The sequence below is a fragment of the Mycobacterium sp. SMC-14 genome (assembly GCF_046250075.1).
In the GTDB taxonomy this organism is placed as follows: domain Bacteria; phylum Actinomycetota; class Actinomycetes; order Mycobacteriales; family Mycobacteriaceae; genus Mycobacterium.
In genome coordinates, this window is record NZ_CP176429.1 from 2,164,914 (window position 1) to 2,180,254 (window position 15,341).

The following is a 15,341-nucleotide window of genomic DNA, read 5'->3' on the forward strand; positions in this document are numbered from 1 at the left end:
GCGACTCCTCAGGTTTGTGTGGGGAGTTTGGGGTGTAGGCCGCCGAGGCAGAGGTAGATCATTGAGCTCAGGGTTTGGGCGGAGTGGTGTCCGTAGCCGCGGGCGTTGATGAGTCGGATCTTGGCGTTGATGCCTTCGATGAGGGCGTTGCTGATGCCGAGTTCGATCGCGGCCAGAATGGGTTCGAAGTAAGCCTCGAAGCGTTTTCCCAGCGCGACGAACGCGGGGATGCGGGAACGCTTGGCTGCGGTGATCCAGGCTTTGAGCAATCTGCGGGCGACACCGGGTTCGTGGTCGTAGCGGTAGAGGTCGCGCGCTTGTTCTTTGAGGGTCCAGGCTCGGCCTATACGACGGTTGGTGCGTGCGATCTGGTTGACCAGGGCGCGTTTTTCGTCGTTGAGTTTGTTCTCGCCGGTACGCAGCGCCCATCGGGCGGCTTTCCAGTCCGCTGTGGCGTACCCGGGTAGGCGGATCGATTCGGCGAAGACGCGGTCCAGGGCACGGTTGACCCATTGCATGATGTGGAAGCCGTCGTAGCAGATGGTCGCGTGTGGGACCGCTGCGGTGGTGGCGGCGGTGTAGGCGGCTGAGACGTCCATGCTGACGGCTTCGATCTGTGCCAGTGAGCAATCCGTCTGGGCGGCATAGAAGTTGGTCAGTGATTGCTCGCTGCGGCCGGGTTGGATGTCGACGACGGTTCCGGTGTCGTGGTCGCCGATGATGGTCAGGTATCGGTGGGGGTGGCGGTAGCAGATCTCGTCGACCCCGATGCGGTAGAGCGTCTGCAGGCGGCGCTGATCAAGCAGCTCGGCCACGCCGCGGGTGATGATCGCGGTGACGGTTTCCCAGGCGCAGCGCATTAACGTGGCCACCGAGGTGCGGTCGGTGCGTTGGGCCAGCCAGAGCACCATGTCCTCGAAGTCGCGGGTATGACGCGCGCCGGGACGGGCCCAGGGCAGTTCTTCGGTGATCACCCCGCAGTCTGGGCAGTCGATGCGGCGAATCTCGTAGACCAGCCACAGCTGTGATCGAGCCAAATCCAGATGGCGCCAGCGCCGGCGCCGGCGGTCATAAATGGACCGTGAGTGTTTGCCGCATGGGCAGCGCAGCAGCCTGGCCTTTGGGCGCAGGCTGACCTCGATCTCACCGCCGTCGATGGCGACATCGGTGACCGTGGCTCCGGGAATCTGCAATAGGCGGTTAAATGCAGTACTGACGCGCACGCGGATCGTTCCTTGCGGTTGAGGTTGGTGTGGTAACCCCGAAACCTAGAGGCGCACCGCGTGCGCGTCCCTCATTTCACCGACGAACCGTCAAATCCTATTGCAGCGCAGACCAATATCGCCCTGAGCAGGGAAAAGGCGCCCACTAGAACCCTAGGAGCGCCACACACGTTCGACGGAGCGGTTGAGGTCGCCGCTCAATCCTTCGGCGGTGGGGTCATCGAGGTGATGAAGTAGGTCTCCTGCCCGGAGGGGTAGCCGCCGCCGTCGGTGGCGATGTGGACGTGGTCGTAGTGGTTGGCGGTTTCGTTGCCGTAATCCGAGGTCCAGTTGCCGCCGCCGACGCCCGGATAGATCTTCTGGCGCCAGATCACGTGGTTGACGCCCCACCGTTGGGCGTTGGCCAGTGCATAGCCGGCGATCTGGTCGCCGAGCAGGATCCCGGCCTCACTGTGATAGTCCGGGATCATCACGTCGATGGCCAACCCGTCGGGATGCCACTTCAACGGATCCTGGCGATACCCGTAGATGGTCTTGATCTCCTGAAACAGCACGCCGATGGTGCGGGCCGCCCAAATGGTCTTGACTTGCAGTCCATTCTCCGGCGCCACCCCGGCAGGCAGCGGGAAGGTGAATTGCTGGCCTTCGGTGGGCATCGGCACGCTCGCCGCCAGAGCCGCGGCCTCCGCGGGGTTGGCGAGGCGTATCCCTCCGGTGGGCGGCGTGTGTGGCGGAGCCGACGGCGCCGCTTCGGCGGTCTGGGTGGGCTTGGGCACCGCATCGTGGCTGCTCTGGGCGTGGATGAGGGCGGCGGAGACCGCCAGCGACGTCAGAATGGCCAGGCTGCGACCGCAGATCCTGGCTATCTTTCGTCCGTCCACCCAGAGCACTTTAGTTACTTGACCTTGGAAGCCGCCGGACCGGCGCTCTGCGGGGGGTATCGAGTCGCCGCCGATCGGTGCCGGCGGGCCGTGCTGCTGCGGCGGCCTCGCCGCACCGAATTACCCGCCTGGGCACAGCTCCTGGCGCGCCGCGTCGGCGATCAGTGGGAACTGCGGCCACGCCGAGTAGTGCGGCTGCTGGATCTCGACCGTTCGGCCCACATGCAGGTTCTCGCAGATCATGTGCCCGAGTGCGCGCACGCTGGACTCCGAGATCGGCTCGTCATTCGCGTAGCGGGCGGTGTAGCCGTGGGTATTGAGGTACTTCATGAAGCTGGCGTCGTCGGCGTGCGCCGGCGCGGCCCCGACCAGAACTCCCGTCGCGACACCGGCGACGGCCATGGGTGCGGTGAACCGGGCTGCCCAACTCATACCGGCAATGCTACGGCGGGTGCGGGGGAAGGGGCCGCGCCGGTGCAGGCCAGACCCGGCAAGTCACTCCGAGTGGCTTGGTATTGCTGCTAGCGTCAGCGGCGAGAAGAAAGGCGTGGACGTGAAATCAACCGCACTCGCGGCGACCCTGGCCGCAGGTGTGCTGGCCGGGCTGATCGGTGCTGCGTCATCCGCTCAGGCCGACCCGCTCAATCCTCGTGATCCCGACTACTGCGGCAACAGTCCCGACATCCTGCTGTGCACCCAGCAGCAGTCGACATACCCCAGTCGGGCCGAGATGGCCTACCTCAACGCCATCCGCGGGAAGTTCCCGCCCGGCACGGAGGCCCGCCGCCTGGCCGCCGGACGAACCGCCTGCCTGGAGTTCCCGAAGCATCCGACCAGCCTCATCGTCGAGCAGGTCTCCGTCTACCTGCAGATCGCCAAGCCCACCGCCGGCGAGGTGGTCGAGTCGGCCCGCACCAACATCTGCCCGACGGCCAAGACCCAGGGCTGAGCCGGTTCAGCGGCCGTACGCGCGCAATCCGTCACGGATCGCGGCCTGCGCCGCGACGTCACATTCGTTGTAGCTCAGGCACCATTGCCGCGCGGCATCGGCCTGCGGACCGTTGCCCCGGGCGGTTTCGATGGCGCCCTGGGAAGCCAGGCCCCCGGGGTCGTCGACGTTCCAGCCGAAGCCGAAGAAGCCGGCAACCTGCTTGATCGACGACGAGGTACGGGCGAAGAACGTCGCGTCGAACCACTTGCGCAGGTCATAGGTGAGACCGTCGAGCGCCTTCTCCACTTCGGCGAACCTGCGCGTGCTGCTGATCTCGGGGTGGTGCCAATGGAAGACCTGCAGCGACTTGCCTTCCCGCGCGGCGTCGCTGCGTAATTGCCGTATCCGGGAGGCGAACTCGGCGGCGAGTTCGGCTTCGCCGGCCTCGTCGAGGGGATCGAACGAGACCACGGGTTGATAGCGGGCCGTGGCGTCGTCTTGGCCGTCGCGAATACGCAGACCCCACTGATAGATCCGGCCCTGATCGTCCCACTCGATGTCGAAGTCGACCTCGATGTCGGCGCAGGGAACGATCGGCAGCCCGGGCTCGTGTGTCTCGAAATCAATTCCGGTGCAACTCATCCGGGCCCGTCGAACCGCGTTGGTCAGCCGATCCTGCGGCATCTTGGTGCCGACGGACTGCAGCCGGAATGCCTGAAGGTGTGCCTCCACATCGACAGCGGCCAGCTGAGCGAGGCTCAACGTCGCGCCGTCGCCGCAGTGTCGATACAGGTATTGCCACTCCCGGATGGTGAGGTGACCCGCCTCGATCGCGAACGACGCATCGTCGCCGCCGGCCACCGCGGCGCAGTAGTCGAACCACGCGCAGGTGGCGCAGTCGCTGATGCGGTAGGGCCGCACCAGCTCTCGCCCGGCCGCCGCGGCCGCCGCGACGTCGAGGCGGAACGCGAACTCATGGTCGTAGCGTTGCAGGGCCGAGCGCGCTTTGCGGTGCGTCGGTTCGCTGGCCGAATACGTGACGATGTTCTCGGCATTCAGGTCATACCAGGTGATACCGAGGCTCTCGCCGAGAAGTGCGGCGAGGTCGGAGCTGCCGATGATGCCGCCGCTGCTCACCCCGCAGTGAAAGCCCAACTCCTGCAACATCCGGGTGTAGTGCGCCAGCTGCATGACATCGTCACGCCAACGTGCGCCGTGATCGCTGTAGCCGGGAAGGGTCACCCGCCGATCGGGCTCCGACAGTGTCGAAATCTGCACCTCCGAGCGCTTTCCGGCGATCACGGTGCGGTGGTTCTTGATGTCGACGGGAAGGTAGCCGTCCCGGTGTTTGATCAACACGTCGGGAAGGCCCCTGCGGCCGTTGATATCCGGCAGGTGCCCGCCGGCGATCACCTCGACTCCGGCCTGCATCGCGGCCACCGTGCGCCGCTGGCGTTCAGCCCGGCTGGTGTCGGCGTCGAGGAACAGCAGGCGCTCCGAGTCGCCGTAGCGTGACCGCAGCTCGTCGAGAACCCGTTCCTCGAAGGCGATTCCGGCAGTGCGCAGCGACTCCAGATCCGGGCGCGGCGGTGCGGCTTCGGGAACTCCGGGGGCGAACTCGTTATGGGTGACGCGGGCACACTGTTTCGCCGGGTAGCCGCCGAGCGTGACCGGTGCCATCGCGTCCGTCCTCAGGTTGCCCTAGTCTGCCGACCGCCTGACGCCGGTGGCGATCTCAGCGAAGAGCGCGGCGACGACCCCGAATGCGAAATACAGCGGAACCAGCCACGGCGCCACACCGAACAGCCCGTCCGAGCCGGGGACATAGCGGAAGTGTCCGGCTGCGGCGATCCCGATCTCGACCACCGGACCGACGACCGCGACCAGCGCACCGCAGACTATCGCCGGACGATCGCCCAAGGCGCAGAACGTGATGGCGGCGAACGCACAGATCAACGTCGTGAGGGGAACCACCGGCGAGGCATGCAACATCGCGGTGACGACGTAGCTGCCCAGGACCGCGGCCAGGCCAGCCACCCCCTGACGCACCGTGACCGCGGTCCGCGGCGAGGGGAGATGCAGTCGCAGTTCCGCCAGGAAGACGGTCGCGGACCCGACCAGGATCGGGAAGTACAGCGGGCTGCTCCAGATGAACGGCACCACGTGCGATCCCGGCAGGTATTCGGTGGTCCCGGTGACCACGTGCGAGTGATCACCGATCAGACCGGCAGCTCCACCGACGACGAACAGCAACAGTGCGATCGAGGGGCGTAACTTCACCACCGCAGTATCGTCCATTCCAATGAGCGCCGAAGACCGCACCCGCTGGGATGCGAAATATGCCGGTCGTTCCCTACCGGGCTCGATCGGGCCGGCCGCGGTGTTCGCGCCGTTCGCGGACGCGTTTCCGACCGCGGGCTTCGCGCTTGACATCGCCTGCGGTCAGGGCGCGGCGGCGGTCTGGCTGGCTCAGCGCGGCCTGCAGGTGGCCGGGCTCGATGTCTCGCCGGTCGCTATCGAACAGGCGCGGGCGTTCGCCCGGCGCAGCGGCGTCGGCGACCGGTGCCGATTCGACGTCGTCGATCTCGATGACGGCCTGCCGGAGGGGCCGCTCGCCGACGTCGTCTACGGCGCCCGGTTCCGCGACCGTCGGCTCGACGCACCGATGATCCAGCGGCTGGCCCCGGGGGGACTGTTGGCGATCACCGTACTGAGCCAGGTCGGCAGCACCGCGGGACGGTTCCGGGCCGCGCCCGGTGAGCTGCGCACGGCCTTCGCGAACCTGGAGATGATCGCCGAGGGGGAAGCGGACGGATTGGCGTGGCTGCTGGCGCGACGCCGCAAGGCGCCGTAGCCGGCACCGCACGGGGACGGACGAGACTAAGCCGGGGCCGGTGCCTCGCGGTCGCTGGGCTCCGGGGCGGGCTCGGCCGGGGCGTCGTCGAGCGGCAGGGCATCCATCGGGGGCGCCTCGCCGGGCGGCATGTCCATCGGCGCCTCGATGGGGGCCTCGACCGGGGGTGCCTCAAAAGGCGGGGCCTCCAGCGGCGGGGCGGCCGGCTCGAAGGCCATGGGCTCGGCCATCGGCTCTGCGGCGGGCTCCGGGGCCGGCTCCACCATGGCGGCGAATTCGACCACCGGTGCGTCCGGTGCGGGTGCCTCGTCCATGGGCAGGTACATGTGGTGGGTGAACTGCGACTGGTAGGCGCCGCCGCCACCGATCTTCACGCCGCCGGGCTCACCGCTGGCGACCGGCGTGCCGTCCGGCAGGGTCACCGCGGTGTGGTGGCTGTTCCAACCCACCACCAGAGCGTTGGGGGCGGTGCCATACCGGAAGCCGCGAGCCAGCAGCGCCGACTCCTCGTTGGCGGTGTGGAACCGGCCGCTGAAGGCCGGACGGCCGCTGGCGACGTTGGACACCCACGAGGCCAAACCCGAGCAATCCGTACCGGCAGGAGTGTTCCCACCGACGATGTACGGGGTGCCGGAAACCTGCTGGATGAGCGCCATCAGAGCTTCTAGACCAAACATGACCGAGCACATTAACCATGGATAACTGGACTTACCAAAATCTGTGGTGCCCATCACGTTTGGCATTCATGTTGTCAAACGCAACGCCGGAACGGAAAACGGCAGGTAGACCGGTGAAAATCCACTGAGCGGGCCCGTCAATTTACGAAAGTGCTGGTAGATGAGCCGTATGTGTTTGTTGAGAGTGGTCGCAAAGGTCACAAATTCGCATTATTAGGATGAAATTACCTGATCAATGGGTACGTCGCAGGTATCCATTACCGCGGGTATCAGCGAAAATAACGGCGCAGGTGGCGTGTCGTTCTCTCGGGCCCAAAGTGATGCTGCTTACAGTGTGCGCTTCGCGTTTTTGATCAGATTCGATCCAATGATCAGCCGCTGGATCTCGCTGGTGCCCTCGTAGAGCCGCAGCAGGCGTACGTCGCGGTAGATGCGCTCGACCGGCACGCCACGGATGTAGCCGCTGCCGCCGTGGATCTGTACCGCCAAGTCGGCGACCTTGCCGGCCATCTCGGTGCAGAAGACCTTGGCCACCGACGGCGCAATCCGCCGATCCTCGTTGCTGACCCACTTGCGGGCGGCATCGCGGACCAATGCCTGGCCGGCCAGCACCCCGGTCTGCTGGTCGGCGAGCATCGCCTGAACCAGCTGGAAGTCGCCGATGATGCTGCCGCCTTGGGTGGCGGTGGCGGCATAGTTCACCGATTCGTCCAATGCGCGCTGCGCGGCTCCCACCGCGAGCGCGGCGATGTGAATGCGGCCGCGGGCCAGGGACGTCATCGCCGCCCGGTAGCCGATGTCCTCACTGCCCCCGACCAGTGCGCCGGCGGGCAGTCGGACGCCGGTGAAGGTGACATCGGCCGTCCAGGCGCCTTCCTGGCCCATCTTGGCGTCCTTGGCGCCGACTTCGACTCCGGCGGTATCGGCAGGCACCAGGAACACCGCGATCCCGGCGCCGCGCTCGTCGGCGGGCCGGGTGCGGGCGAAGACCACGAACAGATCGGCCAGCGGGGCATTGGTGATGAAGCGCTTCTGGCCGTCCAGCACCCAGGCCGCGTCCTCTCCCGAGCCGTCGCGGACGGCCTTGGTGCGCAGCCCCGCGGGATTGGAGCCCGCTCCGGGTTCGGTGAGGGCGAAGGACGCGACCGCGCCGGAGGCGATGGGCTCCAGCCAGCGCTCCTTCTGTTCATCGGTGCCGAACCCCACCAGCACCTGGCCGGCGATGCCGTTGTTGGTGCCGAACATCGACCGGACCGACGGGCAGGTGTAGCCCAGTTCCATGGCCAGTTCGACGTCCTGGGCCAGATTCAGGCCGAGCCCGCCCCATTCCTGGGGGATCGCGTAGCCGAACAGGCCCAGGTCCTTGGCGGCTTGCCGCAGGTCGTCGGGCACCCGATCGGTGTCGAGGATCTCCTGTTCGCGCGGGAGGACCATCGTCCGGACGAACCGGCGGGTCTGGGACAGGATGTCGGCGAAGACGTCGTCTTCGACGGACGAGACGGATGCGGTCGTCATGGCAAGGCCCCTTTCGGCACTGGCCGACAAATCATATATGAAATATGATGTACCGGACCACGGGTGGGCACGACATCACGACATGTAGAGGACGGTTTCGGCGTGGCATTACTCAATGGGCAGACGGCGGTGATCACCGGCGGAGCGCAGGGGCTGGGCTTCGCGATCGCGCAACGCTTCGTCGCCGAGGGCGCCCGGGTGGTGCTGGGCGATCTGAACCTGGAGGCGACCGAGGCGGCGGCGGCGCGGCTGGGCGCCGACGCGGCGGTGGCGGTGCGCACCGACGTCACTGACGCTGCCGACGTCGAGGCACTGGTGGCGCTCGCCGTCGAGCGGTTCGGCGGCCTGGACATCATGGTGAACAACGCCGGCATCACCCGCGACGCCACCATGCGCAAGATGACCGAGGCCGATTTCGACCAGGTGATCGCGGTCCACCTGAAGGGCACCTGGAACGGTCTGCGCGCGGCCGCGGCGATCATGCGCGAACGCAAGCGCGGCGCGATCGTGAACATGTCCTCTATATCGGGCAAGGTCGGCATGGTCGGCCAGACCAACTACTCGGCCGCCAAGGCCGGCATCGTCGGCATGACCAAGGCCGCCAGCAAGGAGCTGGCCTACCTCGGTGTCCGCGTCAACGCGATCCAGCCCGGGCTGATCCGCTCGGCGATGACCGAGGCCATGCCGCAGCGGATCTGGGATTCGAAGGTGGCCGAGGTGCCGATGGGCCGGGCCGGGGAGCCCGATGAGGTCGCGACGGTGGCGCTGTTCCTGGCGTCCGACTTGTCCTCTTATATGACGGGCACTGTGCTCGAGGTGACCGGCGGTCGCCACCTATGACGCTGCGCGAGGCGGTGATCTGCGAACCGGTTCGTACCCCCATCGGTCGCTACGGCGGGATGTTCGCGTCGCTGACCGCCGTCGAGCTCGGCGTTGCCGCGCTGACCGGACTGCTGGAGCGCACCGGCCTGCCCGCCGATGTCATCGACGACGTGGTGCTGGGGCACTGTTATCCCAGCAGTGAGGCGCCGGCGATCGGCCGGGTGGTCGCGCTGGATTCCGGCCTGCCGGTGACGGTTCCGGGTATGCAGGTCGACCGGCGGTGCGGCTCGGGATTGCAGGCGGTGATCCAAGCCTGCCTGCAGGTCGGCAGCGGCGCGCACCAGGTGGTGATCGCCGGCGGTGCGGAGAGTATGAGCAACGTGGCCTTCTACTCCACCGACATGCGCTGGGGCGGGGCCCGGAACGGAGTGCGGGTGCACGACGGCCTGGCACGCGGCCGGGCCACCGCCGGCGGGCAGTACCACCCGGTGCCCGGCGGCATGTTGGAGACCGCGGAGAACCTGCGCCGCCAGTACCAGATCTCCCGCGCCGAGCAGGACGAACTCGCGGTCATCTCGCATCAGCGCGCGGTGGCGGCCCAGCGCAGCGGTGTGCTCGCCGACGAGATCATCGGCGTCACGGTGCGCTCCCGCACCGGCGAGCAGCGGATCGACACCGACGAGCATCCCCGCGCTGACACCTCGGTGGAGTCGCTGGCGAAACTCAAACCGGTTCTGGGCAAAAGCGATCCGGACGCCACAGTCACTGCCGGCAATTCCAGCGGTCAGAACGACGCGGCCTCGATGTGCGTGGTGACCACCCGGGACAAGGCCGAGCAGCTGGGCCTGACCCCGCTGGTGCGGCTGGTCTCTTGGGGGCTGGCCGGGGTCAAGCCCAACGTCATGGGTATCGGACCGGTACCGGCCACCGATGTCGCTCTGGCCAAGGCCGGCCTCACGCTCGCCGACATCGACCTGATCGAGCTCAATGAGGCGTTCGCCGCTCAGGCGCTGGCGGTCATGGCGGAGTGGCGTTTCGGTGTCGCCGACCGCGACCGGACCAACGTGCATGGGTCGGGAATCTCACTGGGGCACCCAGTCGGTGCGACCGGCGGACGGATGCTGGCGACGTTGGCACGCGAGCTGCACCGCCGCCAGGAGCGCTACGGACTGGAAACCATGTGCATTGGAGGTGGCCAGGGTTTGGCCGCCGTGTTCGAGAGGGTGGCGTAAATGACCAGGCTGTGCCAGACGTTGGGGCTGACCGAGAGCCAGACCGAGATCATCGCGGCGGTAAGGGCGTTCGTCGACAAAGAGGTCATACCGCAGGCCGCCGAATACGAGCGGGCCGATGCCTACCCGCAACAGATCGTCGACGGCATGCGGCAGTTGGGCCTGTTCGGCCTGATGATTCCGGAGGCCTACGGCGGGCTGGGCGAGTCCCTGCTGACCTACGCGCTGTGCGTCGAGGAGCTCGCGCGCGGCTGGATGAGCATCTCCGGGGTGATCAACACCCACTTCATCGTCGCCTACATGCTGCGCCAGCACGGCACCGACGAGCAGAAACAGCGCTACCTGCCGGCTATGGCGACCGGCGATGTGCGCGGGGCGTTTTCGATGTCCGAACCCGAGCTCGGCTCCGACGTCGCTGCCATCCGCACCCGGGCCACACCCACCGGCGATGGTGCCTACTTGATCAACGGCCAGAAGATGTGGCTGACCAACGGCGCCACGTCGAGCCTGGTGGCGGTGTTGGTCCACACCGACGAGGGGGCAGACACCCCGCACCGCAACATGACCGCGTTCCTGGTCGAAAAGCCCACCGGATTCGGTGAAGTCGTCCCGGGTCTGACCATCCCCGGCAAGCTCGACAAGCTCGGATATAAGGGTATCGACACCACCGAGATGATCTTCGACGACTACCGCGCCAGTTCTGCCGACATCCTGGGCGGCACGACCGGTCGCGGCTTCTATCAGATGATGGACGGTATCGAGGTCGGCCGGGTCAACGTCGCGGCACGCGCCTGCGGGGTGGGCATCCGCGCCTTCGAACTCGCCGCCCGGTACGCCCAGCAGCGCAACACCTTCGGCAAGCCGATCGCCGAGCATCAGGCCGTCGCGTTCGGCCTGGCCGAGATGGCCACCAAGGTAGAGGCCGCCCACCTGATGGTCGTCAACGCGGCCCGCCTGAAGGACTCCGGCGAGCGCAACGACCTAGCCGCGGGCATGGCGAAATACCTGGCCAGCGAGTACTGCAACGAGGTCACCCAGCAGAGCTTCCGGATTCACGGCGGCTACGGCTATTCGAAGGAATACGAGATCGAGCGCCTGATGCGCGACGCGCCGTTCCTGCTGATCGGCGAGGGAACCAGCGAGATCCAGAAGCAGATCATCAGCAAGCGCCTGCTGGCCGACTACCGCATCTGAAACCATGTCCGCCCCCGACTTCAGCACCCGGCCGCAATTGGCGGAAGCCGTCGCGCGATACGTGCGCCAGCGGATCTTCGACGGCGGTTACGCCGCGGGGGAGTACGTCCGATTAGACCAACTGGCAACGGAATTGGGCATCAGTGTCACCCCGGTGCGGGAGGCGTTGTTCGAGCTGCGCGGTGAAGGTCTGCTCGACCAGCAGCCGCACCGCGGGTTCGTGGTGTTGCCGGTCACCAGGCGTGACCTGGCGGATGTCGCCGAGGTCCAGGCGTTCGTCGGCGGTGAGCTGGCGGCGCGGGCCGCCGCCGGTATCACCGAGGAGCAGTTGACGGAGCTGAATGAGATTCAGTCCCGGCTGGAACAGGCCTACGCCGGAGACGACGAAGAGCGGACCGTTCGGCTCAACCACGATTTCCACCGGGCGATCAATGTGGCCGCCGCCTCGCCCAAGCTGGCGCAAATGATGTCGCAGATAACACGGTATGCGCCCGAGGCGGTTTTCCCGGGTATCGCCGGGTGGCCGGAGCGGTCCATGGCCGATCACCGGCGGGTGCTCGCCGCGCTGGCGGCACACGATCAGACGCTGGCCCGTACCGCGATGGCCGAGCACTTGGCGGCCGGCGTGACGCCGCTCATCGAGCATCTGACCGATCGTGGTGTGGTGGACTGCGCAGACAGCGACGCGCAGGCAGATCAGCGCCCGTCGGCGACGGGGACGTGAGACCGTATCAACCTATGCAGAACCACACTTACCTGACTTACGAAGACTTCGGGCGCAAGTTCTTCGAGGTCGCGGTCACCGAAGAACGAGTGGCAGCTGCGTTCGCCGTCATTGCCGGCGACGAGTTCGAGATGCCCGCGATGCGGCAGGGTCCGGGCGGCATCGCCAAGGTCACCGCGAAGGTGCGGGTCCAAGAGCCCCGGGTGGCGCGCGGTCTGGGCGACCTGCTGACGTTCGCGATCCACATTCCGCTGGAGATCGACCTGCTCATCGATCTGCGGCTGGACAAGCAACGGTTCACCGTGGCCGGCGACATCGCCCTGCATGCCACCGCGCGAGCCGCCGAACCGCTGCTGCTGATCATCGACGTGCCCAAACCACGGTCTTCCGACATCACCGTCGAGGTGTCGTCGACGTCCATCCGCGGCGAGCTGCTGCGGATCTTCGCCGGAGTCGACGGAGAGATCCGCCGATTCATCGCGCACTACGTGGCTGCCGAGATCGACAGCCCGCAGTCTCAGCGGGCGCAGATCATCGATGTGGCCGAGCAGCTGGATTCGGCCTGGACAGGTATCTGACCGCTCGCCGGTGCGACCCCTACGGGTACGGGATTGCGGGGATGGCCGGAATGGCAGGGATAGCGGGAATCGCCGGGATTGCCGGAATCGCGGGGATGGCCGGGACTGCGGGCGCAGACGGGGCCCGCGGCGCTGCGGGAGCCGCCGGAGCTTGCTTTGCGGTGGGTTCGACTACCGGGGCGGCGCTGGTGAGCGGTGCATCCGGCAATGTGGTGGGGCCGGACTCGTCGGCGGGCGGGGTCGGCGCCAGCGGCGCCGGCGACGCGGGTGCCTGGGTGACCTCGCCGTAGGTGTCCTCCTCGGAATCACTGTCGCAGCCGCCGCAGGCGGTCGCCACCGCACCCACAGTGAGCCCGACGGCCACCACCGACAGGACTGACTTTCCGATTCCGCGATTGCGCATGGATTCTCCCCGTTGTTCAGTTGCCTCATGTCACCCTACGACGCGCGGGTGGCATTGGCGGACCGGCCGTCGCCAACGTCAGGCCGGGCTGCTGGCCGTCGTAACTTCCGCAGATGCGGCGCGGCCTGACAGGTGTTCCTGTCAGGCCGCGCGAGCGGGCTTTCCCTGGGCTCGGCTCAGATCGTCTGATGGCGTCCGAAGAACTTGTGGTCTTCGCTGTAGCCGCCGTGGCCGCTGCCGATCTCCTTGTAGCTCTCCACGAACTCGATGCCCTTGATCCACTTCACCAGCTTGTAGCCGTGCTGCAGCTCGTTGCGCAGGCGCAGCGGCCGGCCGTGCATGTACGGCAGCGGCTGGTCGTTCATGTTGTAGGCCAGCATCGACATGTGGTGCCACATCTGGTCGACCGGGTGTGCGTTATAGAAAATGCCGCCGGTGGCGCCCAGGCCCATCGAGTAGAAGATCGCCCATTTGGCCTGGGGAAGCGGCTTGACGATGTCCATGATGGTCGACATCGACACTCCGCCCCACTTGGCCACGCCGGACCAGGCCTGCACGCACATGTGCTGGGTGATCTGGTCGTGGTACGGAAGAGCCTTGAGATCTTCCAGGGAGAACTCCATCGGGTTCTCGACCAGGCCGTAGACCTTGAGCCGCCAGTCCTTGAAGTCGTTTGCCTCGTATTCCTTGTACTCGACGGTCTCGGGCAGCCGGCCATTGCGCCAGTGGAATGGCGAGATGTCGGCCTCGGTGAAGGTCCCGGGCTCGGGGTCCAGACGTTCCAGCGCGCGCTGGAACGGCCCGATCAGGGCGTAGCCGATCTTCTGCACAACGCGCGGGTAGCGCAGGGTGAGCGGCGTGGCGGCGATCCAGCCGATGATGCAGACCACCGCCGCCACGCAGAAGACATAGAAGCCGGTTGGGCTGTGGCATTCCGGGCCCGCACCTGCAGCGCAGCCGCGAGCGGCGAACATGTGGTTGAGATTGTCGAAGGCGTCGGTCGCGAACACCATGGTGACGTGCACCAGGATGAACATCAGGAAATAGACCAGCACCACAAAGTGCAGGGACCGGGCGATCTGCAGGTTGAGTCGCATGTGCTTGCTGATCAGCCCCAGCCGCTGTGACAGCGCCGGGGACATGCCCAGAGCCGTGATCAGCGCGGCGGGGGCGGCCACGAACACCGTGACGAAGTAGGAGATCAGCTGCAGCGCGTTGTAGTTGGTCCAGGTGTGGTCGTCCGGCCAGTCCAGCGATGCGTACTGGATCATCACCGAGGCGGCGTGCGGAACGACATCCCAGCTGGTCGGCACGATGCGGCGCCACTGACCGGTGGTGAACAGCAGGACATAGAAGACCGCGCCGTTGAGCAGCCACAACACGCCCAGCCCCATGTGCCACCAGCGGGCCAGCCCGATCGAGTGCCGGAAGCCCGGCAGACCGAACTGCGCCGGCAGGGCGACGGTGTCGGCATTGGCCGTCCAGTACGGGTCGTCTGGAACCGGCGGCCCCACTCGCAGCCATTCGTCCTTGCCGGGGGTGGAGTTGCGGCTGAAGTACAGCCGCGGGTGGTCGCAGAGAATCTGGATGCCGGCCCGGATGATGAAGATCATCATGAACAGGTTGAAGAAGTGGGTCCACCCGGCCCAGGCCGGCAGGCCCCCGGCGACTTCGGTGGACGGGCTGCTGCCCGGGTACGTGGCGATGAAATCCTCCACGCCGGGCATGTGCCGGATGCCCTTACCGATCGCGATCATCGCGATCAGCCCGACGAAACCGATCGGGATCAGCCAGAGCAGGTTGAACCACTTGTCCTTGCCGACACGCAGATGCGGGGCGACCGCGCGCCGGCTGAGGTCGAAACCGCCACCGTAGGTCTCGACGTCGACGGTCTCGTTGTGGTTTTTGTGAATCTCTGCCCGGTAACCCTGTTCCAGCTCCAACTCGACGTCGACGACGTCAGCGGAGTAGCTGACCGGGTGAGTTGTCTCTTTCGTTGCTGGTGAGGTCGCGGGACCCCGCGGGTCGAGCTGCCCTTCAGCACCCTGTCCATCAATCGTGGTCACTTTTCGACGGTAGCGCGAAAAGGCTCGTGTCCCGATACTCTGACATCAGATACGCAGGCTTCTGACAGGAAACTCAGGTAACGCAAGTGCGGATTTCGGCTGCGGTCCGCGGCCACCGTGCCGCCGGCTGCCGTGTCCTGGGTCCTCGACCGGCACGATCGTGCGATCGAGGCGATTATCTCGGTAGGCAAACCGCCGCATTTCGCTGTGCAAGGCAGAAGTGAACTCACGCCGATCTCGC

The 15,341-nt window shown here is 66.6% G+C and carries 16 protein-coding genes; 7 read left to right on the plus strand and 9 right to left on the minus strand.

Annotated elements, in window-relative coordinates:
• Positions 1-8: 8 nt before the first annotated feature.
• The 3 genes from ACKY0W_RS10085 to ACKY0W_RS10095 all read right to left on the minus strand — a co-directional run bounded on the left by ACKY0W_RS10085 (position 9) and on the right by ACKY0W_RS10095 (position 2,536).
• Complete coding sequence (locus ACKY0W_RS10085; RefSeq protein ID WP_409434498.1) at positions 9-1,193, minus strand: ISL3 family transposase; 1,185 nt, start codon at positions 1,191-1,193, stop codon at positions 9-11.
• Positions 1,194-1,420: 227 nt separating this feature from the next.
• Positions 1,421-2,113, minus strand: coding sequence for a glycoside hydrolase (locus ACKY0W_RS10090; RefSeq protein WP_409437429.1), 693 nt, complete (start codon positions 2,111-2,113; stop codon positions 1,421-1,423).
• 111 nt (positions 2,114-2,224) lie between these two features.
• Positions 2,225-2,536 carry a hypothetical protein gene (locus ACKY0W_RS10095; protein ID WP_409437430.1) on the minus strand — a complete coding sequence of 104 codons (312 nt, stop codon included), beginning with the start codon at positions 2,534-2,536 and terminating at the stop codon, positions 2,225-2,227.
• Positions 2,537-2,657: 121 nt separating this feature from the next.
• On the opposite strand from ACKY0W_RS10095, the gene ACKY0W_RS10100 reads away from it, so the two are divergent.
• Positions 2,658-3,053, plus strand: a complete 396-nt coding sequence (locus tag ACKY0W_RS10100) for a hypothetical protein (protein ID WP_409437431.1) — start codon at positions 2,658-2,660, stop codon at positions 3,051-3,053.
• Between the two features lie 6 nt (positions 3,054-3,059).
• On the opposite strand, the gene ACKY0W_RS10105 is transcribed toward ACKY0W_RS10100, so the two are convergent.
• Positions 3,060-4,715 (minus strand): recombinase RecB, encoded by a 1,656-nt coding sequence (locus ACKY0W_RS10105; RefSeq protein WP_409437432.1) that lies wholly within the window; start codon positions 4,713-4,715, stop codon positions 3,060-3,062.
• A gap of 21 nt (positions 4,716-4,736) precedes the next feature.
• Entirely contained in the window at positions 4,737-5,315 is a 579-nt protein-coding gene (locus ACKY0W_RS10110) for a hypothetical protein (RefSeq protein ID WP_409437433.1), read from the minus strand.
• Positions 5,316-5,337: 22 nt separating this feature from the next.
• On the opposite strand from ACKY0W_RS10110, the gene ACKY0W_RS10115 reads away from it, so the two are divergent.
• Positions 5,338-5,889 carry an SAM-dependent methyltransferase gene (locus ACKY0W_RS10115; protein WP_409437434.1) on the plus strand — a complete coding sequence of 184 codons (552 nt, stop codon included), beginning with the start codon at positions 5,338-5,340 and terminating at the stop codon, positions 5,887-5,889.
• 26 nt (positions 5,890-5,915) lie between these two features.
• On the opposite strand, the gene ACKY0W_RS10120 is transcribed toward ACKY0W_RS10115, so the two are convergent.
• Both ACKY0W_RS10120 and ACKY0W_RS10125 read right to left on the minus strand, forming a co-directional pair.
• A complete protein-coding gene (locus tag ACKY0W_RS10120) occupies positions 5,916-6,623 on the minus strand; it encodes a peptidoglycan endopeptidase (protein ID WP_409437716.1) in 708 nt (235 codons plus the stop codon).
• A 270-nt stretch (positions 6,624-6,893) separates the two neighbouring features.
• On the minus strand, positions 6,894-8,081 hold the full coding sequence (locus ACKY0W_RS10125; RefSeq protein WP_409437435.1) for an acyl-CoA dehydrogenase family protein: 1,188 nt from the start codon (positions 8,079-8,081) through the stop codon (positions 6,894-6,896).
• A gap of 102 nt (positions 8,082-8,183) precedes the next feature.
• Between ACKY0W_RS10125 and fabG the strand changes: the two genes are divergently transcribed.
• Genes fabG through ACKY0W_RS10150 form a run of 5 tightly spaced genes read left to right on the plus strand, consistent with a single transcriptional unit; the run spans position 8,184 to position 12,631 of the window.
• Positions 8,184-8,921 (plus strand): 3-oxoacyl-ACP reductase FabG, encoded by a 738-nt coding sequence (gene fabG, locus ACKY0W_RS10130; RefSeq protein ID WP_409437436.1) that lies wholly within the window; start codon positions 8,184-8,186, stop codon positions 8,919-8,921.
• Positions 8,918-10,135, plus strand: a complete 1,218-nt coding sequence (locus ACKY0W_RS10135; RefSeq protein WP_409437437.1) for an acetyl-CoA C-acetyltransferase — start codon at positions 8,918-8,920, stop codon at positions 10,133-10,135. Before fabG ends, ACKY0W_RS10135 begins: the two co-directional genes overlap by 4 nt.
• Complete coding sequence (locus tag ACKY0W_RS10140; RefSeq protein WP_409437438.1) at positions 10,136-11,329, plus strand: acyl-CoA dehydrogenase family protein; 1,194 nt, start codon at positions 10,136-10,138, stop codon at positions 11,327-11,329.
• Between the two features lie 4 nt (positions 11,330-11,333).
• The gene (locus ACKY0W_RS10145) at positions 11,334-12,053 is read left to right on the plus strand and encodes a GntR family transcriptional regulator (RefSeq protein WP_409437439.1); all 720 of its coding nucleotides are present in this window, start codon (positions 11,334-11,336) and stop codon (positions 12,051-12,053) included.
• 14 nt (positions 12,054-12,067) lie between these two features.
• Entirely contained in the window at positions 12,068-12,631 is a 564-nt protein-coding gene (locus ACKY0W_RS10150) for a hypothetical protein (protein ID WP_406757189.1), read from the plus strand.
• A 19-nt stretch (positions 12,632-12,650) separates the two neighbouring features.
• Here the strand turns inward: ACKY0W_RS10150 and ACKY0W_RS10155 are convergent, their stop codons facing one another.
• Together ACKY0W_RS10155 and ACKY0W_RS10160 are read right to left on the minus strand one after the other, a co-directional pair.
• On the minus strand, positions 12,651-13,034 hold the full coding sequence (locus tag ACKY0W_RS10155; RefSeq protein WP_409437440.1) for a hypothetical protein: 384 nt from the start codon (positions 13,032-13,034) through the stop codon (positions 12,651-12,653).
• A 176-nt stretch (positions 13,035-13,210) separates the two neighbouring features.
• Positions 13,211-14,977, minus strand: a complete 1,767-nt coding sequence (locus tag ACKY0W_RS10160) for a molybdopterin-dependent oxidoreductase (RefSeq protein ID WP_409437717.1) — start codon at positions 14,975-14,977, stop codon at positions 13,211-13,213.
• Between the last annotated feature and the right edge of the window lie 364 nt (positions 14,978-15,341).

Coding starts and splice junctions, on each gene's coding strand:
- ACKY0W_RS10095 (WP_409437430.1), bottom strand. CDS start 2,536: ATGAGTTGGGCAGCCCGGTTCACCGCACCCATGGCCGTCGCCGGTGTC.
- ACKY0W_RS10105 (WP_409437432.1), bottom strand. CDS start 4,715: ATGGCACCGGTCACGCTCGGCGGCTACCCGGCGAAACAGTGTGCCCGC.
- ACKY0W_RS10115 (WP_409437434.1), top strand. CDS start 5,338: ATGAGCGCCGAAGACCGCACCCGCTGGGATGCGAAATATGCCGGTCGT.
- ACKY0W_RS10125 (WP_409437435.1), bottom strand. CDS start 8,081: ATGACGACCGCATCCGTCTCGTCCGTCGAAGACGACGTCTTCGCCGAC.
- ACKY0W_RS10135 (WP_409437437.1), top strand. CDS start 8,918: ATGACGCTGCGCGAGGCGGTGATCTGCGAACCGGTTCGTACCCCCATC.
- ACKY0W_RS10140 (WP_409437438.1), top strand. CDS start 10,136: ATGACCAGGCTGTGCCAGACGTTGGGGCTGACCGAGAGCCAGACCGAG.
- ACKY0W_RS10145 (WP_409437439.1), top strand. CDS start 11,334: ATGTCCGCCCCCGACTTCAGCACCCGGCCGCAATTGGCGGAAGCCGTC.
- ACKY0W_RS10150 (WP_406757189.1), top strand. CDS start 12,068: ATGCAGAACCACACTTACCTGACTTACGAAGACTTCGGGCGCAAGTTC.
- ACKY0W_RS10155 (WP_409437440.1), bottom strand. CDS start 13,034: ATGCGCAATCGCGGAATCGGAAAGTCAGTCCTGTCGGTGGTGGCCGTC.